We start from the raw sequence: 24,001 nt of genomic DNA on the forward strand, positions 1-24,001 counted from the left end.
ATACTAGTTGTTGATGTTGGGAGGTTGAATACGTTCGTGGCTAAAATACTGGACAGGCTTCTGTTATTTTTATACAGTTTAGTTGTTGGTGTAGTATCTGTAATTATCATCCTCCTGTTTAGCGGACTTGTACCTGATTTGGATATGTATATTCAGAATGAACAGATGCTCATGGCAGTCATTCTGACTGTGGCGATCATCTTGTTTCTGCTTAGTATCCGATTCTTCTATATTTCTGTACGTAGGGACCATAACACTTATCCTTCGGTTGATCAGAAGACGGAATACGGGGATATTCAAATATCCATGGAGACGATTGAAAATCTGTGTCTGAAAGCTTCATCCAAATTCCGTGGCGTGCGTGAGGTGAAATCGCGTATCCAGGTCGCCCAGTCTGGTCTTGAAATTACAATCCGTGCTGTAGTTGACGGTGAAAGTTCCATTCCGGAGCTGACAAGCGAGCTTCAAAAGGCAGTACATGATCATGTACAAGACATTACTGGGATTCCGGTAGCAGTCGTATCGGTATACATCGCCAATCTTGTGCAATCACCGAACTATAAGAGCCGAGTGGAATAGAGGTGGTTGATGGATGCCGTGGAAGGAAATCTGGGACAGTTATAAAGGCCGGATTTTAGGCATTGCCGGTGGGATTTTTTTAGGTATTATTTATTTGATGGTTGGTTTTTGGGATATGTTGTTCTTTGCACTCGTGGTGTTTATCGGATATACGCTTGGCAGAAGAAGCGATCAGAAGTTTAGCAACGTCATTCCATGGCGGAGCTGGCTTGACTATCTGCTTAATGTTTGGCGTCCGTTCAAATGAACCCTGTGATATGCTTTTCTTACTCCAAAAAAGAGCTGCAGTCTTCATGCCCGTTTTTGGGAAGAATAGCATAAGCACAGGTTTTTTTGTGTGAAGAATACATTGTAAATCACGGATAGATTAGATATGAAAGCAGGAGGCAGGAAATGAAAAGACGTTTGGCAAGGGGAATCGTGGTTCAAAGTCTGTATCAGATGGAAATGAATGAGGTCGAGGCGAAAGCTGCAGTGGATATGCTGTTTGAGGAAGCTGCAGAAGAAAATGAAGGTGAAGTGGTTATCAAGAATGAGGCGGTAATGCATGCCTATGTGCTAGAGCATGTACGCGGCATCTGGGAGAACAAAGAAGCACTCGACAGTCTGCTGGCTGATTATCTGAAGGGCTGGCAGGTCAGCCGTTTGTCCCGCGTAGACCGCCAAATTCTGAGACTGGCTGCTTACGAGATGTTGTATCGTGAGGACGTCCCTGCCAAGGTAGCAGTAAATGAAGGGATTGAGCTCTCTAAACATTTTGGAACAGATGAGTCAGGGAAATTTGTAAATGGGGTATTAGGAAAAATGATTCAGGATGTTGAAGCTCTGAAGGCTCGTGTTAAATAATAGTGTAAGATGATTCTAATGCATAACGATTGTTTATAAAGTTTGGATCCAAGGGAGAGAAGAGACATGACGGCAACAATTATTAGCGGAAAGCAAATTTCAGAAGATATTCGAAATTCGATTACAGAAGAAGTTCAGCAGCTGAAGGCAAAAAATATTGTGCCAGGTCTGGCCGTGGTACTGGTCGGCGAAGATCCTGCATCACAAGTATATGTTCGCAATAAGGAAAAAGCATGCCATGATTTGGGCTTCTATTCAGAGGTTCATCGTCTTCCAAGTGATACAAGTGAAGAGGATCTTCTTGCTCTTGTTGACAAACTGAATCGTCAAATGAGCATTAACGGTATTCTGGTTCAATTGCCTCTTCCGGGTCATATTGATGAGAAGAAAGTAATCAATGCCATTGCGGTTGAAAAAGATGTGGATGGGTTCCATCCTGTCAATGTGGGTAATCTGGTAATTGGGGACGATAGTCTTCTGCCATGTACACCTGCGGGCGTTATTGAGATGATCAAACGTACAGGAATTGAGATTGCAGGCAAGCACGCTGTTGTGATCGGACGCAGTAACATTGTCGGCAAACCGGTATCACTACTCCTTCAGCGTGAGAACGCTACGGTGTCGATGTGTCATTCTCGTACCTCAAATATGAAAGAAATTGCACGTCAGGCTGATATTCTTGTTGTCGCTATTGGACGGGCTAATTTCATCGATGCAAGCTACATCAAGGAAGGTGCCGTTGTTATAGATGTAGGAATGAATCGGCTTGAGAACGGAAAGCTTGCAGGCGATGTGGATTTTGCGAGTGCTAGAGAGGTGTCTGGACCCATTACCCCTGTTCCAGGCGGAGTTGGCCCTATGACAATAACGATGCTGATGCAGAATACGCTGCTGTCCGCTAAGCGTGCTCATGGTCTTGTCTAAAAAGGAGTGATTCCTCTGGCTGAAGAGCGCATTTATTCAATTAAAGATTTGAATCGATATATACGAATGAAGCTGGAATCCGATTCTGTCCTGACAGATGTATGGATTCGTGGTGAAATCTCCAATTTCACACATCATTCCAGCGGGCATATGTACTTTACACTGAAGGATGAAGGCAGCCGGATTAAGTCTATCATGTTTGCGACGCACAATCGCAGGCTGCCCTTCATTCCGAAGGAAGGCGCCCGTGTTATTGCACGGGGCAATGTGTCCGTATATGAACGGGATGGACAATATCAATTCTATGCAACACATATGCAGCCTGACGGTATTGGCAGCCTGTATATGGCTTATGAGCAGTTAAAACAGAAGCTGGACGAGGAAGGGTTGTTTGCGGCTGGACGCAAGCGGCCTCTGCCCCGCTATCCTAAATCCATAGGCGTGATTACCTCACCGACTGGAGCGGCAGTGAGAGATATTATTACGACTATCACTCGCCGATTTCCACTGGCTGAGGTTTATTTATATCCTGTGCTTGTCCAAGGCAAGACGGCCGTACCTTCAATCGTACGTGCACTTGATCTAGTCAATGAGATGGCAGAAGTTGACGTCATCATTGTCGGGCGTGGCGGCGGCTCATTAGAGGAGCTGTGGGCCTTTAACGAAGAAATGGTAGCAAGAGCGATTGCAAGATCCGAAATTCCGGTTATTTCTGCAGTCGGTCATGAGACGGATTTTACGATTGCAGATTTTACCGCAGATGTGAGAGCAGCCACACCGACAGCTGCCGCAGAGCTAGCCGTGCCCCATCAGATGGAGCTGAAGGAACAACTCGCTGGTTATCAGCGTAGGCTGAATCAGAGCTTGATAACAAGAGCCAAGCACAATCGAGATAAGCTTGAACGTTTATCCAAGTCTCCGGTTCTCATGAATCCGCGTAGAAGTCTGGTGCAGCATACGGAAAGGCTGGATCAGCTCCATATGAGGTTAACAAGGGCGATGGATTCTCGTAAAAGGTTTGCAAGAGAGAAGCAGGAACGGATGCGGATCTCACTCGTTCGTTTTAACCCTTCTGCACAGGTGTCTTCCGCGAAGAAGGAGATTTTGTCATACAAGAAACAGCTAGAGACGGCGATGACATCTCTTGTGAAGGTGAGTAGGCAGCAGCTGCACGGAAATATGAGGCATCTCGATGCACTGAGTCCGCTGAAAGTTATGTCAAGAGGCTACAGCCTTGTATATGATGAGCAGGATAAAAAGTTAGTGAAATCAACCAAAGAGGTCGCTCCAGGTGACTTGGTCAAAATTAAACTGGTCGATGGGCAGCTTGCCTGCCAGGTCTGGGAGATAAAGGAGGCAAATGAAGATGGCAAATGAGCAGGAGCTGAATTTTGAAGCTGCGATGGCCGAGCTTGAAGAAGTTGTGAACCAGCTCGAACGGGGAGACGTTCCCCTTGAGCAGGCGATCGAGCTGTTCCAAAGAGGGATGAAACTGTCTCAAATGTGCAACCAGAAGCTCGAACAAGTGGAACGTAAGATTGAAATGATCGTAGAAGAGGATGGAGAGTTTCGAAAGCAGCCTTTTGGAGGTAATGAAGATGAAGGCGGTGTCTCTTTGTGACTAGACCATCCATAGAATTGTATATTCAGGATGTCGCCGACTTGATGGCGCGAGAGCTGAGAACCGTTTTTCCTGAAGCTTGGGATATTCCTGAGCATTTAAAAGAATCGATGCAGTATTCGCTGATGGCCGGAGGAAAGAGACTTCGCCCAGCGCTTGTAATCGCAGCATGTGAAGCATTTGGCGTGGAGCGGGAAGCCGCTCTGCCCGTTGCTGCTGCCGTAGAGATGATACATACGTACTCTTTGATTCACGATGATTTGCCCGCCATGGATAATGACGATTATCGCAGGGGACGTTTGACCAATCATAAGGTATACGGGGAAGCGATGGCTATTCTTGCAGGTGATGCACTCCTCACCCATGCTTTTTACAGCGTGATTCAGGCAGCTCGCAAGTTCAATATTCCGTCAGATCGCGTACTCACTATTGTGGAGGAGCTCTCTATTCATGCAGGTGCACGAGGTATGGTCGGAGGACAGGTGGCTGATATGGAGGGCGAGCAGGGGATGACTTCCTTATCACAGCTTGAATACATTCATCTTCATAAGACGGGCGACCTCATCATCTTCTCCCTCATGGCTGGAGGCAGAATTGGCGGGGCAGATGATGTACAGCTGGAGGCGCTTCGTTCGTTCGGCAGAGACCTTGGTCTTGCCTTCCAGATTCAGGATGATATTCTCGATCTAATCGGAGATGAGCAGAAGCTGGGCAAGAAGACACAGAGTGATGTGAACCAGCAAAAAGTAACTTATCCGTTCTTTATAGGTATGGATCAATCCTTGGCTGAGGTGGAGCGGTTAACGTCTTCTGCAAAAGAAGCGCTGATTACGGGACAGATTCCTGATCCATCTCGACTGCTGGAATTGGCGGATTATTTGATGAAGAGAGATCATTAGTCGTCAAGCGAAAGCATAGACATCAATTCACCTCTATCTGGCGAAATTTATGATTTAAAGTGGATTGTGGTATAATGTAGGCTATGACAATAACTAATTTACAAAAAATTATGAAGGAAAGCGGGGGGTTCACGTGCTCCTTCCACAAATTAAGGGACCAAACGATCTGAAAACATTATCTGTGGATGAACTTGTTTCATTATCGGGGGAGATTCGTCAGTTCCTGATAGAAACAATTTCTCGTACAGGAGGGCACCTGGCATCCAATTTGGGAGTGGTAGAGCTTACGATCGCCCTGCACTACGCTTATAATAGCCCTAAGGATAAAATGATATTTGATGTAGGCCACCAGGCTTACGTTCATAAAATATTGACTGGACGTATGGACAAATTTGACACGCTCAAGAAGTATAAGGGTCTGTCAGGCTTTGTTAAGCGTAATGAAAGTGAACATGATGTCTGGGAAGCTGGACACAGCAGTACTTCCTTGTCAGCTGCTATGGGAATGGCTTATGCAAGGGATCTCAAAGGCGAGGACAACAAGGTTATCGCAATTATTGGGGACGGAGCCCTGACTGGCGGTATGGCTTTTGAAGCGTTGAACCATATCGGACATGAACAGAAGAAGCTCATGGTCATTCTGAACGATAATGAGATGTCTATTGCTCCTAACGTTGGAGCAATGCATAACTATTTGAGCAAGATCCGATCGGACAGACATTATTTGAAAGCCAAGGATGAAGTTGAGCTTGTATTGCGTAAGATTCCGGCAATCGGCGGTACACTTGCGAAGTCTGCAGGCCGGCTCAAAGACAGCTTGAAATATATGATGGTTCCGGGTGTGTTATTTGAAGAACTAGGCTTTACTTATCTAGGACCGGTTGACGGGCATGATATGTCTAAGCTGATCGAGACCTTCAGACAGGCGGACAATGTCAATGGCCCGGTATTCGTTCACGTTCTGACCACCAAAGGCAAGGGATATAAACCGGCTGAGGCGGATTCTTTCAAATGGCACGGTATTTCGCCGTATAAGATCGAATCAGGACAAGTGCTTAAATCCGTAGGCAATCCCATGTATACCGACGTATTTGGAGAAACACTCATTGAGCTCGCTAGAGAAGATGAGCGGATCGTCGCTGTTACTCCGGCCATGCCGGGAGGTTCAGGACTCATTCCATTCAGCAAGGAATTCCCTGAACGGATGGTTGATGTTGGGATCGCGGAACAGCATGCAGCAACGATGTGTGCAGCGCTGGCAATGGAAGGATTAAAGCCGGTATTTGCAGTTTACTCGACCTTCATGCAGCGTGCATATGATCAGATCGTCCATGATATTTGCCGACATAATGCGAATGTGATGTTTGCAATTGATCGGGCTGGCTTTGTCGGCTCGGATGGCGAAACGCACCAAGGTGTTTATGATGTGGCGTTCTTACGTCATATTCCAAATATTGTGGTGATGATGCCGAAGGATGAGAATGAGCTGAGACATATGATGAAGACAGCGCTGGATTACAATGAGGGTCCAATCGCTTATCGATATCCAAGATTGAATGGATTGGGTGTGCCGCTTGATCCAGAGCTGAAGTCCATTCCGATTGGTTCATGGGAAACTCTGCGGCAAGGGGAGAATTACGCGATCATTGCAGCTGGACCTATGATTCCAATTGCGGAAGAAGCGGCAGAGCTGCTGAAACGTGAGGGAATGCAGGTAAGTGTCATTAATGCCAGATTCTTTAAACCACTGGATCAAGAGATGCTGGTATCCTTACATGCGAACGACACGAAAATGATCGTGCTGGAAGAAGCATCTGCAGCGGGGAGCCTCGGAAGCAGTATTCTTGAATTCTATTCAGAAGCAGGGCTGTACGACACCAAGATTCACATCATGGGAATCCCGGATGAGTTCATCGAGCACGGAAGTGTCAAGGAGCAGCGCGAGGAAGTGGGGCTTACGGTACAGGCGGTTATTGAAGAGATGCGGAAGCTGAAGCTTGAGTTCGCCTATGATCTTCCAAAGACCAGCACACCTTCATGATGAATGTGTTTCCGTAAAAATTTAGAAGATGAAATGATATAAACCAAGCCCGAGAATTATAGAGTCCAATAAGGGCAGTTATGCTCATATTGGGCTCTATAGCTATGTGGTTTAATCTACACGACAGGAGAAATTATGTCAGTTCCCAAAGAAAGAATGGATGTCCTGCTGGTAGAGCAGGGATATTACGAAAGCCGCGAGAAGGCCAAGGCAGCAATTATGGCAGGTCTGGTCTATGCCAATGAAGAACGCATTGAGAAACCAGGAATGAAAATTCCCCGTGAGGCTGTCATTCGAGTGAAAGGCGCAGTACATCCTTATGTGGGGCGCGGAGGACTTAAGCTGGAAAAAGCAATTCGTCAATTCCATATTGAGATGAAAGGGCGAACGATGCTTGATATTGGTTCTTCAACAGGCGGGTTTACAGATTGTGCACTGCAGCATGGTGCATCACATGTGTATGCGATCGATGTAGGTTACAATCAATTGGATTGGTCGCTTCGCAACCATCCACAGGTCACGGTTATGGAAAGAACCAATTTTAGGTATGTGACACCTGAGCATTTGACAGGTCCTGTACCGGATACCGCGAGCATTGATGTATCCTTCATCTCTTTAAAGATTATACTTCCACCTCTTATTCAGCTGCTTAAGCAGCCGGCTGATATTGTAGCCTTGATCAAGCCGCAGTTTGAGGCGGGAAGAGAAAAAGTTCCGAAGACAGGGGTTGTCAAAGATCCCAAGGTCCATGCAGAGGTTCTGCGTTCTCTTCTCGAATACGGAAGTGAGCTTGGCCTGGCATTGTCTGATTTGACATTCTCGCCGATTACAGGTGGAGAAGGAAATATTGAGTTTTTGGCCCATTGGCGTCTTGGTGGAGAAGATGTGGAATCTGCGGGACCTGATATTGATCATCTGATTGAGGCCGTGGTTAACGAAGCGAGCCATACCTTTCATTGAAACTCATCTTTTTTAGATGGGTTTCTTTTGCTGGATTCATAAAACCAGCGCATTTCCTAAATTCACAAGAGGATATTTTTTCTGGTTAACGAATATCTCCTTGTGAGAGGTGAGATGGATGGAAGGCCAATATGATAAATTTGTTATCGCTTTTCTCGGGATCATTATTGTATTCTGGGTGTTGTATGGCATTCGCAGATGGCTTCAGGAGCCGGTTCCTGAACAGCTGCCAGAGCTTGTACTCAATGAAGAAATTCAAGAGCATCCCGCACTCGAAATTTTGGAAAGAGAAGGTTATGAGGTCATTGGAGGAAGACTTAAAGTCCCGCTGACCTTCCAGGTAGATAAACAGACTCTGTACAGCCGGCTGTTCATTGATTACGTGGCAGAGAAAGAAGATGAGGTGTTCATTGTGAAGACCTCGAGAAGCCGGATGCCGCAGGAATGGACAGGCTCTGGACTTAGAGACCGCCTGCTGCCCTATTTGCTGCTGTACCCGAACTGTAACGGTTTACTGTATGTAGATACGGACGATAATAACTTGAAGCTAATCACGCTTATAGATGAAGATGATTATATTTGGGAGCATGAAGACGAATATTAATTTATAGCATTGGATGGAGGCAAGTATGAAGGGACAACGACACATCAAAATCAGGGAAATAATTAGTCAAAATGACATTGAGACTCAGGATGACCTTGTCGAGGCATTACGGCAGGCAGGTTATCAGGTAACTCAGGCAACTGTATCTCGTGATATTAAGGAATTGCTGCTCATAAAAATTCCGACCGACGATGGAAGGTATAAATATTCACTCCCTACGGACCAGAGATATAACCCAGGACAAAAATTGAAACGGGCCCTGGTTGATAATTTTCTCAGCGTCGATTATACGACAAATCTGGTGGTCATGAAGTTTTTGCCAGGCACGGCCAATTCGGTGGCCGCACTTCTTGACAGCATTGAGTGGCCGGAAATTATGGGTACGATCAGCGGTGATGATACCATCCTGGTAATATGCAGAAATGAAGAGAACAGCAAGACGGTTATCAATCAAATCATGAGTTACATTTCTTAATCAAAATTTCAAAAAAACAGACGAACGTATGTTTCTTTTTGGTGAGAAATAGTGTAAAGTATACATCGAAGATGAAAATAGCAACAGGTGTTCCCTTCCCTGTAGAAGGGCTGCCACAGTTATCATTGGAGGTGTTGGAACATGCTTTCCACATTATCAATCCGAAATTTAGCCGTTATTGAAGCAGTTGATGTACATTTTCATTCAGGATTTCACGTGTTGACCGGGGAGACGGGCGCAGGTAAATCAATTATTATAGATGCTTTGGGACTGATTGCAGGAGGACGAGGCTCCGCAGATTTAATCCGCTATGGCTGTGACAAGGCCGAGATGGAGGCCTTATTTGAGCTTTCTGCTCATCACCCCGTATGGAACACGCTTACCGAGCTCGGAATACAGGCGGAGCCGGATGAACATCTGGTTATTCGCCGTGAGCTTACAGTTTCCGGTAAGAGCGTATCCCGGATCAATGGTCAGCTCGTGAATCTGACAATGCTTCGCGAAATCGGAGAACAATTAATTAATATCCATGGACAGCATGAGCACCAGAGTTTACTTAGAGCAGAGAAGCATTTAGGTCTGCTCGATACATACGGAGAAACGATCATTCGACCCATCAAGATAAAGTATAGTGAGCAATACAGAGCTTTTGTCAAAGTAGAGAAGGAGCTTAGACAGCTTCAGGAATCCAGTCAAAAAGCATATCAAATGCTTGATATGTATCGATTTCAGCTGGAAGAAATTGCAGCTGCGAGCCTTGTTCCCGGTGAAGATGAATCCCTCGCCGAAGAAAGGGTCAAACTATCTCATAGCGAAAAGATGATGGATTCGGTATCAGGTGCGTATGAGCTGCTTCATGGTTCACAGGGACTCGAAGCCGTGAGCTACGCGATCTCGAAGCTCGAAGATATTAATGAATATGATCACAAAGGTATTCATCCCATACTGGAACAGCTTCAATCTGCATTTTATCAACTGGAGGATGCGGCATTTCAGCTGCGGAGCTACCGGGATGGGATCGAATTTAATCCTGTTCGGTTATCGGAGGTCGAAGAGCGCCTTAATATGATTACCGGATTGAAGCGTAAATATGGTGAAAGTGTAGAATCCATACTTCAGTATTATGTTCAGATTGAACGGGAAACCGATCATTTGGAAAATAAAGATGAACGCTTAGAGAAACTGCTTGCAGAGCGTAATCAATTATTAGAGGGATTATTGGAAACTGCAGAAGAGATGAGTGAGGCACGCAAAATTTGTGCTGAAGAGCTGTCCAATCAGGTGGAGCGTGAGCTCAAGGATCTGCAAATGGAGCGAACTACAATGCGTGCCCAGATTTCCATTATGGAAGATCCTAAGGGTGTGGAGTGGAAAGGGAAGCGCATTCGAATAACCAAGCATGGAATAGACAATGTAGAGTTTCTCATTTCAGCTAACCCTGGAGAGCCCCTAAGACCATTAGGCAAAATTGCATCCGGAGGTGAAATGTCGCGTATTATGCTGGCTCTAAAAAGCATATTTGCACGCCACGATCAAATACCGGTTCTCATATTTGATGAAGTTGATACAGGTGTCAGCGGCAGGGCAGCTCAGTCGATTGCTGAGAAATTGTTTATTTTGTCCTCAACATGCCAAGTGTTCTCAATAACACATTTACCTCAAGTTGCATGTATGGCAGATCATCAATATCTCATTGAGAAGAATGTCCACGATGAACGGACAATGACGCAGGTCGAGTCCTTATCAGAACAGGGCAGAGTGACAGAGCTTGCCCGTATGCTGGGCGGTGTTGAAATTACAGAAAAGACATTGCATCATGCTCAAGAAATGCTGAAACTTGCTGAAGCCAAAAAAGGGGCATAACTGCTGTACGGAACAATGATTGACAGTAATAAAAGGACCTGGCCAAGGTTATGTTATAGTTACGCAATTGGCGACCACCTTTCGTCAAGCGAACGAAGCAAAGGGAGCGTGACAGCCACTTGAAGCCTAGCCTTGGAAAGAAACTAATCGGTCTTATTGTTGTCTTCTCTATCTGTCTTATTGGACAGACCCTATTGCCCGTATTTAGTTACGCATCTTTGCCGGATGAGCTTCATCTGTTTGCCGGACGCGAAACGGATCTTAAAGTAGCAGCTCCAGTCGATGCAAGTGTGTCTGAACATCCTGAAGTTCTGCAAGTCAATCTCAGTAAGAATGGCGGCGGTCTTAAGGATGAATCCAAGTCCCACTCTGTTCATCTGTATCCGCAGCGTGAAGGTGCGACCAAGCTTACTTGGAAGCTATTTGGCAAAATTCCGTTCAAAACAACGGATGTCACGGTCGTTCCTGATCTCAAGGTTGTGCCAGGCGGCCAAACTATTGGTGTCAAAGTAAAATCAGCAGGGATATTAGTGGTGGGTCATCATTTGGTTCATTCCGCTAATAAGACACCGATATCTCCTGGAGAAACCGCGGGTATTAAGCTCGGTGATTTGATTACCCATATGAATGGAAAATCGTTAACTGGGGTCAATGGAGTGGCAGATGCAGTTCTTGAAGCTGGGAAGTCTAAGAAGCCTATTGAGATTACGCTAACTCGTCAAGGAAAAGTGTTGAAGACCAAGCTTACACCAGCATTTGACGAAGAAGATCAGGTATGGCGGCTTGGACTCTACATTAGAGATTCAGCAGCTGGTGTAGGGACTTTAACCTTCTATGCTCCCGATCAAGGTGTGTATGGAGCATTAGGTCACGTAATTACGGACATGAACACACAAACTCCGATTGTTGTGGGTAGTGGAGAGATTGTCCAATCCAATGTTACCTCGATATCCAAGAGTGAATCTGGAGATCCTGGAGAGAAGAGAGCTCATTTCTATAAAGAGAGCAAGATTCTCGGTAACATTGAGCGCAATACTCATTTTGGTATTTTTGGCAAAATGTCAGATAATCCAGAGCACAGCCTATATGGTAAACCGATTCCTGTTGCCTTTGCTCATGAAGTGAAAGAAGGTCCAGCAGAAATTCTTACTGTTGTCGACGGGCAGAAGGTTGAACGCTTTACAGTCGATATCGTTCATGTATCAGATCAGTCGCAGCCGGCAACCAAAGGGATGGTTATTCGAATTACAGATAAACGTCTCATTAACAAAACAGGTGGGATTGTTCAAGGCATGAGTGGAAGCCCGATTGTGCAGAATGGGAAATTGATTGGCGCGGTTACTCACGTGTTCGTGAACGACCCAACGTCAGGATATGGGTGTTTTATTGAATGGATGCTGCAGGATGCTGGTGTGGTCATTCCTCAGAAAAAACAAACAACGAATCTTAAGGCCAGTTAGAGCCTTAAGATTTTTTTGTCGAAATAATAAGAACTTCATCATAAATTGAAATAAAATAAAATATTATAAATCAACGCATATAAAAAATAAAGAAAAATAATTTTCGACAGAAGGATTTTCCTCCCCTATGTCGAAAATCTAAAGAGGTAAGGGAATGACAAATCAATAATCGTCTAAGGGAGGAAATACACTTGCAAAAAATCGAAGTATTATTGGCTGATGATAACAGAGAGTTCACGAATCTGCTGGCTGAATATATATCGGAGCAAGAGGATATGGAGGTAACGGGAATCGCTTATAATGGCGAGGAAGTTCTTCAGCTGCTTAGTGACGGAAGAACCGTTCCTGACGTTTTGATACTTGATATTATTATGCCGCATTTGGATGGCCTTGGTGTTCTGGAGCGTTTGCGCGAGATGGATTTGTCACCGCAGCCTAAAGTGATTATGTTAACTGCATTTGGTCAGGAGAACATAACGCAAAGAGCTGTTCAATTAGGAGCTTCGTATTACATTTTGAAACCATTTGATATGGAAGTGTTGGCAAATCGTGTTCGTCAGCTCATTGGTACTCAAACCATTACAAGCAGCAGCTCACAAGTAATCTCCTCCTCCAACAAGTCAAATGTCGTTCCAATCGGAAAAACAAAAAATCTGGATGCAAGCATTACATCGATTATTCATGAGATTGGTGTGCCTGCTCACATCAAAGGCTATCAGTATTTGCGTGAAGCGATTACGATGGTTTACAACAACATCGAGATCTTGGGCGCAATTACCAAAACATTGTATCCTGCGATCGCTGAGAAATTTAAAACAACACCATCCCGAGTCGAGCGAGCTATACGTCATGCGATTGAAGTCGCTTGGACAAGAGGGAATATTGATTCCATAAGTCATTTATTTGGTTACACCATCAACATCAGCAAATCCAAGCCAACGAACAGCGAATTCATTGCGATGGTAGCGGATAAGCTGAGAATCGAACATAAAGTGTCTTGAAAGGATAAAGATAGATAAATAAGCAGTGCATATGATCTGTTATGGTTTTCCTTGTCCTGAGATAGACGTAAATGAATAAATATACATGCGCTTGCCGAAATTGGAGGTAGGCGCTTTTTCTAGGGAAAAGACACAGGGGAGCGAGGGTACGCTGATGATGTATATGATGATTAGCGTTGCGGTCGTTATTATAATCATTACTGTCCTGAGATGGAAGAAGAGGCAGCGAGCCAAGTTAAGGAGCAATGTCATTTACTTGAAGAATGTTCGGAAACAGCGTACATTACAAAAGTGCTCCAAATGTAATAAAAAAGGTGAGCTTCGATTTTACTCAGACCCAAGTGGAAATGTTACCGGTATGTGTAAAGAGTGTAAGGGGGAATTCAAACACTCAAAAAATGCTTCCGCTATGACAATTAACCACATAAGGAGCGTTATGGTATTATTGGTGGTTATTACATTACATTTTGCTTTGCTTTCGTTTTACAATTGTAGTACATTAGCAGAGAATAAGGAGGATTCTAATGTACTCAAGTAGACAAGACGATACGTTATACATCATGACATACACACTAAGCAGCGGAATTAAGGGGACCGTTCCTTTGTCTAGCAAGCAAATTCAGGATTGGCTCCAATGCTATAAAAGCGATACGAAATTCATTGCTGAGATTGGTAAAGAGTTCTTTGGATTGAATCCAACACTCGTATCGGATTTTAAAGTTCATAATCAATTTTCAGATTATCAGAATGTGATTATGCCGGTACAACAGGACAATATGGATCGTTTATCTACCGCATACCGCGCGAACGAAATTCTGATGAAGATTGATTGCAAATGCGGAACCGCTTATGTAACGGAATCTCCTTATAAGCGAACGAAGTGGTACTGCACTAAATGTAAGGAAATTGTATTCCTCGATATGAAGAAGGGCATGGTGGAAACGTCACGAGGAGATGCATATTACATGACCAATAAATATTTCGTGACAAGAGAATAGCCATGCGAGTCCAATATGGTGATGAGGCTTGTCCGACAGCCGAAATATAAAAAGGAGTGACCGACATTTCATACGGACACTCCTTTTTATTAGGTGCTGATTCTCATTCTAATCGAAGTTTGATGCAAAGCGAGTATTTGCCTATTTCCCCTAATGGATATCTAGCACTTAACCTTATGGGGAGGTACGAAGCATTTTCTGCATCTCGGCTCATAGGCTTCTGAATCCCCGATCATGATGACCGGTCCGAGTGTCACAGGTTCTCCATTGACAATTCTTTGAGTGAATACAGCCTCAGGACTTCCGCATACCGCACAAAAGGCAGTTAACTTTTCAATGTCATCGGAAATAGCTAGTAATCCGCCGATATAGCCGAACTCCTTTCCACGATAATCCATATTTAATCCATCGACGATGACATGCTTTCCACAGTAGGCCAGTTCCTCCACAATATCCATAATTTCACGGCTGAAAAACTGTACTTCATCAAAAGCAACCACATCAGCATCCTCGGTTTCGGTCATGATTTGTTTTATAATGTTAGGAGTCAGCTGTTTAGGAATGGCAATGGCAGGCAGCTTATAACCAATTCGGCTTACGATTTCATTGACTTCAAAACGATCATCTTCTGCAGGCTTATAAGCGACTACTTTGCGTCGTCCATACTTGATTAATTTTTGACAGCGTCGAATAAGCTCACCTGATTTCTCGCTGAACATGGGACCTGTAATGACAGTAATGCGACCTTTAGGCACGGTAATAATCTTCCTCTCTCTGTTACTATTCCGCTATAAATATAATTAAAATGGATTCAGTTAAGTATTGAAAAAAAGTGCCATTCTAGATTAACACATTCAAATGCGTAGAAGCCACTTTTTTATCATCATTTAGGAAGTAATACTTGGAAGTGAAGCATACCCCGTGGTATTGTTTTAAAGTTGAGGTGAAATAACAGTGAATAACGATAATAATGTACAGAAGCTGCGACAGAAATATGAGCAGCTACGCGATCATGCTGAGCTGTCAGAGCCGGCTTCTAAATTGTTTGAAGAAATACTGGACGAGCTGGAGCACACGGCAGGTCAGAATGAACGACTGCGGAAAGTGATACTCAAGCAATCCGGAAACAGCAATAGAATGAACTCGAAATTGCGGGATGCTCTGATGGAGTAAGGAGTGTTAATAAAAAATCTCTTCCATTGGGAAGAGACGAAAAGTGGAATTTTATTTATCATCAGGAGATTCCACAGGCACGACTTCTTTAGGTTTGGCGGACAACCGATCAGGCACGATGATGCCAAGAGTGATCCGGGCGATCATCCCAAATGTGATACCGATGCCTGCAAACATATAAATCACGGTAAAGATTTTGGCAAAGGTCGTTTGCGGTGAAAGCTCTGGATGACCCACCGTCGTTAATGTCACAGCAGAGAAGTACAAGGCGTCAATCCAGTCCCATCCTTCTGCGCTGGAATAAAAAATAGTACCTGAAAGCAGTGTCGCAAGCATAACAACGAACAGAGCTAGAAACTTTTTGTCCTTGAAGCCGTGATAAATGCCTTGCAGCAATCTTTTGAGGGTTAATATGAAGGATATCATGTAAAAAACGTCTCCTATCCGTATAAGATGTTAATAGAACATTATACCGGAATACGGGGAGAAGGTTAAGCCATGAATATACTATGAGGCCGTATCGGTGTTTCGTTTACCTTTGAAGCGTGGACCTACATAATTACGTTTGCGGTCACGGAACAGGATCCAGCCGCCAAGAAACGTCATACAGCAGCCGAATAGTACAAGTCCGAGTGAAAAAGAAAGCCACTCAAAGGCAGGTCTGGCTACCTCATCATTTCCATGCTCTGCATAATAGTGAAACAAGGAGTCTTTCATCATAAGGAAGCCCTTCATGGCTCCAAGGCCAGGAATGACAAGAATGATTATGGCGATAAATCGGGAAAGCATTAGCCGCATAAGGAGATACCCCTTTTCATTCGCGCGTATTTTCTATATGATACCTTGTCTTCTAGTAACTGTCTATTGGAAGCAGGATTTTTGTTATTCAATAAGCAGAAGAGTACAATAATGCTATATTGGTTAGTTACGATAGATTGGAGGATTTTATAATCATGGCAATTCATTGCGATGTCGCTATATTAGGCGGGGGAACGGGCGGATACGTAGCCGCGATTCGCGCTGCACAGCTCGGTAAAGAGGTTGTCCTCATCGAGAAAGACAAATTAGGGGGTACCTGCCTTCATAAGGGCTGCATTCCGAGTAAATCATTGCTGCGGAGTGCTGAAGTGTATGCAGAGATTAAAGATAGTGCCAGCTATGGGATTGAGACCACAGAGGCCACACTTGTATTCCCTAAAGTACAGGAACGCAAAAATGCAGTGGTGGAACAGCTTCACCAAGGGGTCCAGTATCTGATGCGCAAAAATAAAATTACCGTGCTGCAGGGCAAAGGCAGAGTCGTTGGCCCCTCTATCTTCTCTCCGAAGAGCGGCGCTGTGGCTGTGGAGCTGGACAATGGGGAAATGGAGAATGTCGTTCCCAGCCATCTTATTATTGCGACAGGTTCTCGTCCAAGAATATTGCCGGGACTCGAGCCGGATGGCCGGTATATCCTCAGTAGTGACGAGGCACTGAATCTGGAGGAGCTTCCGGAATCGATCATCATCGTAGGCGGAGGCGTTATTGGGATTGAATGGGCTTCTATGCTGAATGATTTTGATGTGAAGGTAACCGTGGTGGAGGCTGCGGACCAAATTCTGCCGCAGGAGGATGGGGACATCGCTGCTGAGATGCAGCGGCAGCTGACGAAGCGCGGAGTGAGGGTTGTTACCGGCGCAGCTGTCGAGCCATCGACATATGGTATACAGGATGGACGAGCTGCAATTGAGATGAAGACAAAAAAGGGAACAGAGACGCTTATGGCTTCTCAAATTCTCGTATCGGTTGGACGTACGGCCAATGTGGAAGGAATCGGTATAGAGAATACCGATATCAAAACAAAGAACGGCTTCATCCAAGTGAATGGCAATTTGCAGACAGGGGAGCCGCATATTTATGCAATCGGTGATTGCATAGGGGGACTTCAGCTTGCTCATGCAGCGAGCCATGAAGGCATTCGTGCTGTCAATCACATCGCTGATGCTGCCATGCATGTGTCACCTGACCACCTCATTCCGCGTGCCATCTATTCAAGACCAGAGGCAGCGAGTGTAGGCTACACAGAACAGCAGGCAAGGGAGCTCGGCTTCTCGGTCAAGACAGGGAAATTTCCGTTTCAAGCCATTGGAAAATCGCTGGTTTATGGCAATCGGGACGGATTTGCGAAGGTTATCGCAGATGAGGCCACAAATGATATTCTAGGGGTCCATCTTATCGGTACGCATGTGACGGATATGATCAGCGAAGCTGCGCTGGCCATGCTGCTGGATGCTACTCCATGGGAAGTTGGACAACTGATTCATCCACATCCATCCTTGTCCGAAATTATTGGCGAAGCGATGCTGGACGTGGATGGTAATGCAATTGGCATGTAACATGAAACATCAAGTGTTAGTATCAAACGAAATATCAACAAACTTCAAAACGTCTTTTCTTTTTGGAAAGAAAACGAGTATAATGAATTTAAGCCAAGTCTTAGTACCAGGTTTTAAGACAAGACAGTACTTAATCTTGAGCTGCTCTCAAAAGGAGGTTTGAAGTTTGAATTCAGACACGACATCTAAACAACACAAACATACGAAGCTTGGGCTCTCAGACGGTCAAGTCATTGATATGTACAAATATATGCTGCTTGCACGGAAGTTCGATGAACGCTGCTTGCTGCTGCAACGGGCAGGGAAGATCAATTTCCACGTATCGGGGATTGGTCAGGAGACTGCACAGGTGGCAGCGGCCTTTGCTCTGGATCGTGAGAAGGATTATTTCCTTCCCTATTACCGTGATTATGGGTTTGTTCTCGCTGTGGGTATGACGCCGCGTGAGCTGATGCTGTCGGCTTTTGCCAAGGCTGAGGATCCGAACAGCGGGGGACGGCAGATGCCGGGCCATTTTGGCAGCAAGAAGCTGCGAATTGTGACAGGCTCAAGTCCGGTGACTACACAGGTTCCACACGCGGTGGGCGTTGCTCTGGCTGCGAAGATGCAGAACAAGGATTTCGTTTCTTTTGTCACCTTCGGAGAAGGCTCCAGCAACCAGGGGGATTTTCACGAAGGAAGCAATTTTGCCGGCGTACACAAGCTGCCAGTCATTATTATGGTGGAGAACAATCAGTATGCTATCTCTGTACCTGTTCACAAGCAGCTGAGCGGTAAAGTAAGTGACCGTGCTCTAGGTTATGGATTCCCCGGCTTCAGAGTCGATGGCAATGATGCCCTGGAAGTTTACGCAGCCGTTAAGGAAGCTAGAGAGCGTGCAGTTGCGGGTGAAGGCCCAACCTTAATTGAAGCGATGATGTACAGACTTTCTCCTCATTCTACCTCGGATAATGATCTGGCCTACCGGACCAAAGAGGAAGTTGAGGAAAATTGGAAGAAAGACGGACTCGTCAAAATGAAGCAATACCTTATAGATTGTGGTATATGGGATGAAGAGCGTGATGCTGATCTGGCGGCACAGCTTGCGCTGGAATTAAAAGAAGCAACGGAATCTGCAGATGCGGCCCCTTATCCAAAACCGGAAGATACACTGCTTCATGTGTATGCTGACGATCACTTGGGAGGAGGACGATAAGATGGCAGTTATGGAGTATATTGACGCAATTAGACTGGCTATGAAAGAAGAAATGGAGCGGGATGAATCCGTATTTGTGCTCGGAGAAGATGTAGGCGTTAAAGGGGGCGTGTTTACCACGACCAAGGGTCTGCAGGATCAGTTCGGAGAAATGCGGGTCATGGATACTCCGTTATCCGAATCAGCAATTGCTGGTGTTGCAATCGGTGCGGCGATGTACGGAATGAAGCCGATTGCCGAGATGCAGTACTCGGATTTCATGCTTCCGGCAACGAATCAAATCATCAGTGAAGCTGCCAAGATCAGATATCGCTCAAATAATGATTGGAGCTGTCCCGTTGTGATTCGTGCGCCGATTGGCGGGGGAATATTCGGAGGACTGTACCATTCCCAGTGCCCAGAATCCATCTTCTTTGGTACTCCTGGACTCAAGATCGTAGCGCCTTTTACGGCCTATGATGCCAAGGGCTTGCTCAAAGCAGCAGTGCGTGATCCGGATCCAGTTCTATACTTTGAGAATAAAAAAATGTATCGCTTAACCAAAGAGGAGGTTCCTGAGGACGATTATATCGTACCGATCGGAGTCGCCAATCTGCTGCGTGAAGGGGAAGATATTACCGTAATCGGGTATTCCCAGCCCCTGCATTTTGTGATGCAGGCAGCGGAGGAGCTGGAGAAGGAGCAAGGGATTACAGCTCATGTTTTGGACCTTCGTACACTGCAGCCCCTCGATAAGGAAGCGATTATCGCAGCCGCGAAGCACACAGGAAAAGTACTCATTATTCATGAGGATAACAAAACTGGCGGCGTAGGCGCTGAAGTTTCTGCTATAATTAATGAGGAGTGCTTGTTTGATCTGGATGCGCCGATAGCGCGTCTATGCGGTCCGGATGTTCCGGCCATGCCGATCAGCCCTCCGATGGAAAAATTTTATATGCTCAGTAAAGACAAAGTGAAGGACGCAATGCTTAAACTGGCGATGTATTAAAATAAATGGCCTACTCTCGGTGTTTCGATGAGCAGGCCATTTAAGGTAAAGTGACTTGATTGGAGTGAAAAAATATGGCAGGACAAAAAAAATGGATTGAAATCGTAATGCCCCAGCTAGCTGAATCCTTAGTGTCAGCGACCATTGCAAAATGGCTGAAGAAGCCAGGCGATCCTGTGGAGCAATATGAACCGATCTGCGAAGTCATTACTGATAAGGTTAACGCTGAAATTCCTTCCACTGTGGAAGGAATCATGGGCGAGATTGCAGCTGAGGAAGGGAAAACGGTGGCTGTAGGCGAGCTGATCTGTCGTATGGAGGTTCATGCGGCTGCAGGAACAGGCATTGTTGCAGATTCCTCAACAACGGAGAGCAGCAGTACTGCAGCATCGGAATCCGGACATCAAGAACCCGATGGTTCTATGCGCGGCCGTTACTCCCCTGCAGTGCAGAGCCTGGCAGCAGAGCACGGTCTGGATTTGAAGGATGTGCCTGGAACAGGAATGAACGGCAGGGTTACTCGCAAGGATGTATTGGGATATATTCAAGAAGGTGCGCATCGGAATCAGCACGCGGGGATCTCAAATCATGTGGAGCGAGAGTCCACCCAGCAAGAGCCAAATGGGAGACAGCAGGATTTGCGTCCAGCTGCCGATTCAACCGGATATGCGGCTGAGCAGGCTATGCCTGTACGTCACTCAGGGATCCATTTATCGGAGACACCTAAGATTCCAAAAATCGAGATGGAAGGCTTCCCTCAAGGCAGAGCCGAGCAGTACATTGATGTTACACCTGTACGGAACGCGATCGCCCGGAATATGCGTCAGAGCGTCTCTGAAATTCCACATGCCTGGACGATGATTGAGGTAGATGTGACGAACCTGGTCACCCTTCGCAATAAGCTGAAGGACGAGTTTAAGCGCAGCGAAGGCATTAATCTGACGTACCTGTCATTTTTGCTCAAAGCAGTCGTTAACGCAATCAAGGATTATCCGATTATGAACTCGGTGTGGGCAGTGGATAAAATTATCGTCAAGCGAGACATCAATATTGCACTGGCGGTAGGAACAGAAGATTCCGTCATGACACCGGTCATTCAGCGTGCAGATACGAAGAACATTGCAGGACTGGCACACGAAATTGACGATTTGGCGAGAAGAACGAGAGAAGGCACATTGAAGCTGGATGATATGCAGGGAGGAACCTTTACGGTCAACAACACGGGATCCTTCGGATCGATTCTGTCCTACCCGATTATCAACTATCCGCAGGCAGCGATTCTGACATTCGAGTCCATTGTGAAGCGGCCTGTGGTCATTAATGACATGATCGCGGTACGCTCGATGGCCAATCTCTGTTTATCGCTGGATCATCGAATTCTGGACGGAGTCATATCCGGTCGTTTCCTGCAGCGGGTCAAAGAAAATTTAGAGAGCTACTCGCTCGAAACAAAGCTTTATTAATTCGTAATTATAGACTTACTTGCAGCAATCCCGGAACGTAATTTTCTCGAAAGGGTGTATATGCGCATGAGCAGACCGCTTGTAGTGAACTATACAGACTTGATGGATTACGAAGAGGCTTGGAATTTGCAAAAAAAGCTCGTTAAAGAGCTGGATGAAGAAGAGCAGCAGGAACATCTGCTGCTCTTGCAGCATCCACCGACTTATACAATCGGAACACAGCGTCACCCAGAGCACTTGTTGTATAGCCCGGAAGAGCTTGCACAAAAAGGCATTACCCTTTTTCAAATCGATCGCGGCGGCGATATTACATATCATGGACCCGGACAGCTAGTAGGTTATCCCATACTTCGACTCGGCCGAGAAGAGGCTGTTGACTTGCATGGATATCTGCGGCTGCTTGAAGAAGTCATCATTCAGTATTTAAGCCGATTTGGAATTGAAGCCGAACGTAAGGAGCAGTATACAGGAGTATGGGTGGGCAATCATAAAATATGTGCAATTGGTGTTAAATTTAATCGCAGCAGACGGACTAGAGGCTTTATTACGAGTCATGGATTTGCGTTTAATATTAAGTCAGGGATTCAGCATGAGGGATTTTCGGGTATTATTCCTTGCGGAATTGAAGAGTATGGGGTAACTTCGCTTGAGGATTGCACAGGCCGAATTTTCTCCGTCGAAAAAGTAGCGGATGAGCTGGTAACCATCTTTGCAAGCTTGTTCTCATACAAGCCCACTTGGATGCAGGTGATGGCTTCAAAATGATTGAATGATGCAAGATAGATCCTGTGCTCTATGAATTCGCATAAAAAAGCTCTCTTCCCCTGATTACGAGAAGAAAGCTTTCTAGTGAGCAACTTGGTATTGATTATCCATATAACAGAGGCTCAATGACTATCAATAGAGTAGATGCAATCATAGCAATGAGCATGAGATAGACAATGATTTTGAACCATTTTTTCTGCTGCATTCATTAAAGCTCCTTTATAAATTAAATGTTGTGAATCTATTTGTATAATAAAGTCTATTGTAACTTATCTGCACTAGTTGTGGAAGTCATTGAAGAAGGGAAGTTAACCATGATTAAACAGGAACGGATTGTTGAGGAATTTATCGAGCTTGTCCAGGTGGACAGTGTTACTACACATGAACAGAACATAGCCAAAGTGCTGACAGACAAATTCAGTAAGCTTGGACTTGAAGTAACAGAGGATCAATCCAAGGAGCGTACAGGGCATGGTGCCGGCAATCTGATTGTGACATGGAAGGCACAAGGCGTGCAGTCAGCACCGAACATATTTTTTACCTGCCATATGGACACGGTAGCTCCTGGTGTAGGCATTAAACCTGTCGTATCCGAAGATGGTTATATTCGCAGCGACGGAACGACCATTCTTGGGGCTGATGATAAAGCCGGAATTGCTGCCTTGTTTGAAGCAATTCGCGTCATTCAAGAGAATGAAATTCCTCACGGGCAGATTCAATTCGTCATTACAGTCGGAGAAGAATCGGGTCTCATTGGTGCAAGAGGTATGGAGCGGGATGCAATTGACGCGGAGCTGGGCTTTGCTCTGGACTCCACTGGAGAAGTAGGCGGTATTTGTGTCTCTGCACCGGCTAGAGCTCAGATCAAAATGAAGATTACGGGTAAATCCGCTCACGCCGGCGTTAATCCGGAGGATGGAATCAGTGCCATTCAAGTCGCTGCCAAATCGATTGCCGCTATGAAGCTGGGCCGTATCGATCATGAGACAACCGCTAATATTGGCAGCTTCTCTGGCGGCGGTCCGCTGAACGTCGTATGCGATTATGCAGAGATTGCTGCCGAAGCGAGAAGCATTGTACAGGGGAAAGTGGAACAGCAGGTGGAGCACATGCGCGAATCTTTGCTTAATACTTGCCGTGAGTATGGTGCAACTGGCGTATTTGAGAGCGAAATTGCTTATCCTGCATTCAAGCTGACGGAACAAGATGAGGTGGTACAGCTTGCTGCTGCAGCAATCGAGAGCGCTGGGTTGAAGGCAGGCACCTTCCCATCCGGCGGCGGCAGCGATGCTAATATATTTAACGGATTTGGAATTCCAACCGTCAATCTTGCTTTGGGCTATGAGGATATCCATACGACAAACGAACGAATTAAGGTAAGCAGCCTTGTTGATGCGGCGAAGGTCGTTGTATCTATCGTGCAGGAAGCAGCTAAACGTTAATCCATTATGTTTGTTCATGAAGGTCTGGTTAGGGTGTTTCCTTCCAGGCCTTTTGAAAGTATTCAAGAAAGTTCAGATTCTTAAGGATCGATAAGATTACTTCTTAATCGTTTGTATGAGTGGGGATACGGCTTGTCCACCCTTCATCAGCTCTTTGAGATGGGTGTCAGGACCGTAATCTGAAATCCAGTGCTGAAGCGTCGTTTTTATTTGATCCGCTTGTCCAATCATAAATACGCCATGATTTGTCTTATAGCTCTTCATAAGTTGGGCCACTCCTTCAAATTGAGGTTCTTATTACACCGTATGCCCACGTCCCTTGAACTATA

The 24,001-nt window shown here is 45.5% G+C and carries 27 protein-coding genes; 22 read left to right on the top strand and 5 right to left on the bottom strand.

The window, feature by feature from the left end; translation table 11 throughout:
• The first annotated feature begins 36 nt into the window (after nt 1–36).
• From amaP to TCA2_RS08115, 15 genes are all read left to right on the top strand, one after another.
• Nucleotides 37–579, top strand: coding sequence for an alkaline shock response membrane anchor protein AmaP (gene amaP, locus TCA2_RS08040; RefSeq protein ID WP_047911052.1), 543 nt, complete (start codon nt 37–39; stop codon nt 577–579).
• A 13-nt stretch (nt 580–592) separates the two neighbouring features.
• Complete coding sequence (locus tag TCA2_RS08045) at nt 593–826, top strand: DUF2273 domain-containing protein (protein WP_047911053.1); 234 nt, start codon at nt 593–595, stop codon at nt 824–826.
• A gap of 146 nt (nt 827–972) precedes the next feature.
• The gene (nusB, locus tag TCA2_RS08050) at nt 973–1,425 is read left to right on the top strand and encodes a transcription antitermination factor NusB (RefSeq protein ID WP_047911054.1); all 453 of its coding nucleotides are present in this window, start codon (nt 973–975) and stop codon (nt 1,423–1,425) included.
• 66 nt (nt 1,426–1,491) lie between these two features.
• Entirely contained in the window at nt 1,492–2,349 is an 858-nt protein-coding gene (gene folD / locus TCA2_RS08055) for a bifunctional methylenetetrahydrofolate dehydrogenase/methenyltetrahydrofolate cyclohydrolase FolD (protein WP_047911055.1), read from the top strand.
• Between the two features lie 66 nt (nt 2,350–2,415).
• Entirely contained in the window at nt 2,416–3,726 is a 1,311-nt protein-coding gene (gene xseA, locus TCA2_RS08060; protein ID WP_238546328.1) for an exodeoxyribonuclease VII large subunit, read from the top strand.
• Nucleotides 3,716–3,970, top strand: coding sequence for an exodeoxyribonuclease VII small subunit (gene xseB / locus TCA2_RS08065; protein WP_047911056.1), 255 nt, complete (start codon nt 3,716–3,718; stop codon nt 3,968–3,970). The genes xseA and xseB overlap by 11 nt, the downstream gene beginning before the upstream one ends.
• Nucleotides 3,967–4,869 carry a polyprenyl synthetase family protein gene (locus tag TCA2_RS08070; protein ID WP_341180734.1) on the top strand — a complete coding sequence of 301 codons (903 nt, stop codon included), beginning with the start codon at nt 3,967–3,969 and terminating at the stop codon, nt 4,867–4,869. The genes xseB and TCA2_RS08070 overlap by 4 nt, the downstream gene beginning before the upstream one ends.
• A 133-nt stretch (nt 4,870–5,002) precedes the next feature.
• The gene (gene dxs, locus TCA2_RS08075; RefSeq protein ID WP_047911058.1) at nt 5,003–6,910 is read left to right on the top strand and encodes a 1-deoxy-D-xylulose-5-phosphate synthase; all 1,908 of its coding nucleotides are present in this window, start codon (nt 5,003–5,005) and stop codon (nt 6,908–6,910) included.
• 135 nt (nt 6,911–7,045) lie between these two features.
• Complete coding sequence (locus TCA2_RS08080) at nt 7,046–7,870, top strand: TlyA family RNA methyltransferase (protein WP_047911059.1); 825 nt, start codon at nt 7,046–7,048, stop codon at nt 7,868–7,870.
• 118 nt (nt 7,871–7,988) lie between these two features.
• On the top strand, nt 7,989–8,474 hold the full coding sequence (locus TCA2_RS08085; protein ID WP_047911060.1) for a hypothetical protein: 486 nt from the start codon (nt 7,989–7,991) through the stop codon (nt 8,472–8,474).
• A gap of 25 nt (nt 8,475–8,499) precedes the next feature.
• Nucleotides 8,500–8,949: a transcriptional regulator AhrC/ArgR gene (ahrC, locus tag TCA2_RS08090; protein ID WP_047911061.1), complete on the top strand. Its 450-nt coding sequence runs from the start codon at nt 8,500–8,502 to the stop codon at nt 8,947–8,949.
• A gap of 141 nt (nt 8,950–9,090) precedes the next feature.
• Nucleotides 9,091–10,812 (top strand): DNA repair protein RecN, encoded by a 1,722-nt coding sequence (recN, locus tag TCA2_RS08095; protein ID WP_047911062.1) that lies wholly within the window; start codon nt 9,091–9,093, stop codon nt 10,810–10,812.
• A 119-nt stretch (nt 10,813–10,931) separates the two neighbouring features.
• On the top strand, nt 10,932–12,272 hold the full coding sequence (spoIVB, locus tag TCA2_RS08100; RefSeq protein ID WP_047911063.1) for a SpoIVB peptidase: 1,341 nt from the start codon (nt 10,932–10,934) through the stop codon (nt 12,270–12,272).
• A gap of 191 nt (nt 12,273–12,463) precedes the next feature.
• Nucleotides 12,464–13,273, top strand: a complete 810-nt coding sequence (gene spo0A / locus TCA2_RS08105; protein ID WP_047911064.1) for a sporulation transcription factor Spo0A — start codon at nt 12,464–12,466, stop codon at nt 13,271–13,273.
• A 524-nt stretch (nt 13,274–13,797) separates the two neighbouring features.
• Nucleotides 13,798–14,271 (top strand): hypothetical protein, encoded by a 474-nt coding sequence (locus TCA2_RS08115; RefSeq protein WP_047911066.1) that lies wholly within the window; start codon nt 13,798–13,800, stop codon nt 14,269–14,271.
• A gap of 161 nt (nt 14,272–14,432) precedes the next feature.
• Here TCA2_RS08115 and TCA2_RS08120 read toward each other — a convergent pair whose 3' ends face one another.
• Nucleotides 14,433–15,026, bottom strand: coding sequence for a thymidine kinase (locus tag TCA2_RS08120; protein WP_081872313.1), 594 nt, complete (start codon nt 15,024–15,026; stop codon nt 14,433–14,435).
• Between the two features lie 199 nt (nt 15,027–15,225).
• Between TCA2_RS08120 and TCA2_RS08125 the strand changes: the two genes are divergently transcribed.
• Entirely contained in the window at nt 15,226–15,444 is a 219-nt protein-coding gene (locus tag TCA2_RS08125) for a hypothetical protein (RefSeq protein ID WP_047911067.1), read from the top strand.
• 51 nt (nt 15,445–15,495) lie between these two features.
• On the opposite strand, the gene TCA2_RS08130 is transcribed toward TCA2_RS08125, so the two are convergent.
• Together TCA2_RS08130 and TCA2_RS08135 are read right to left on the bottom strand one after the other, a co-directional pair.
• Complete coding sequence (locus tag TCA2_RS08130; protein ID WP_047911068.1) at nt 15,496–15,870, bottom strand: potassium channel family protein; 375 nt, start codon at nt 15,868–15,870, stop codon at nt 15,496–15,498.
• Nucleotides 15,871–15,951: 81 nt separating this feature from the next.
• Nucleotides 15,952–16,242, bottom strand: coding sequence for a DUF2627 domain-containing protein (locus tag TCA2_RS08135; RefSeq protein ID WP_047911069.1), 291 nt, complete (start codon nt 16,240–16,242; stop codon nt 15,952–15,954).
• A 155-nt stretch (nt 16,243–16,397) separates the two neighbouring features.
• On the opposite strand from TCA2_RS08135, the gene lpdA reads away from it, so the two are divergent.
• The 5 genes from lpdA (at nt 16,398) to lipB (ending at nt 22,230) form a co-directional block, all read left to right on the top strand.
• Nucleotides 16,398–17,819 carry a dihydrolipoyl dehydrogenase gene (lpdA, locus tag TCA2_RS08140; protein WP_047911070.1) on the top strand — a complete coding sequence of 474 codons (1,422 nt, stop codon included), beginning with the start codon at nt 16,398–16,400 and terminating at the stop codon, nt 17,817–17,819.
• 166 nt (nt 17,820–17,985) lie between these two features.
• Nucleotides 17,986–19,014, top strand: coding sequence for a thiamine pyrophosphate-dependent dehydrogenase E1 component subunit alpha (locus tag TCA2_RS08145; protein ID WP_047911071.1), 1,029 nt, complete (start codon nt 17,986–17,988; stop codon nt 19,012–19,014).
• 1 nt (nt 19,015) lies between these two features.
• Nucleotides 19,016–20,002, top strand: coding sequence for an alpha-ketoacid dehydrogenase subunit beta (locus TCA2_RS08150; RefSeq protein WP_047911072.1), 987 nt, complete (start codon nt 19,016–19,018; stop codon nt 20,000–20,002).
• 74 nt (nt 20,003–20,076) lie between these two features.
• Nucleotides 20,077–21,465: a dihydrolipoamide acetyltransferase family protein gene (locus TCA2_RS08155; RefSeq protein ID WP_047911073.1), complete on the top strand. Its 1,389-nt coding sequence runs from the start codon at nt 20,077–20,079 to the stop codon at nt 21,463–21,465.
• Between the two features lie 66 nt (nt 21,466–21,531).
• Complete coding sequence (gene lipB / locus TCA2_RS08160; RefSeq protein ID WP_047911074.1) at nt 21,532–22,230, top strand: lipoyl(octanoyl) transferase LipB; 699 nt, start codon at nt 21,532–21,534, stop codon at nt 22,228–22,230.
• 103 nt (nt 22,231–22,333) lie between these two features.
• Here the strand turns inward: lipB and prli42 are convergent, their stop codons facing one another.
• Nucleotides 22,334–22,435, bottom strand: coding sequence for a stressosome-associated protein Prli42 (prli42, locus tag TCA2_RS26885; protein WP_090723921.1), 102 nt, complete (start codon nt 22,433–22,435; stop codon nt 22,334–22,336).
• Nucleotides 22,436–22,544: 109 nt separating this feature from the next.
• Between prli42 and TCA2_RS08165 the strand changes: the two genes are divergently transcribed.
• Entirely contained in the window at nt 22,545–23,672 is a 1,128-nt protein-coding gene (locus TCA2_RS08165; RefSeq protein ID WP_047911075.1) for a M20/M25/M40 family metallo-hydrolase, read from the top strand.
• Nucleotides 23,673–23,768: 96 nt separating this feature from the next.
• Here TCA2_RS08165 and mciZ read toward each other — a convergent pair whose 3' ends face one another.
• Entirely contained in the window at nt 23,769–23,936 is a 168-nt protein-coding gene (mciZ, locus tag TCA2_RS26545; RefSeq protein ID WP_081872315.1) for a Z-ring formation inhibitor MciZ, read from the bottom strand.
• Nucleotides 23,937–24,001 lie beyond the last annotated feature (65 nt).

The sequence above is a fragment of the Paenibacillus sp. TCA20 genome (assembly GCF_000732325.1).
Classification (GTDB): domain Bacteria; phylum Bacillota; class Bacilli; order Paenibacillales; family Paenibacillaceae; genus Paenibacillus; species Paenibacillus urinalis.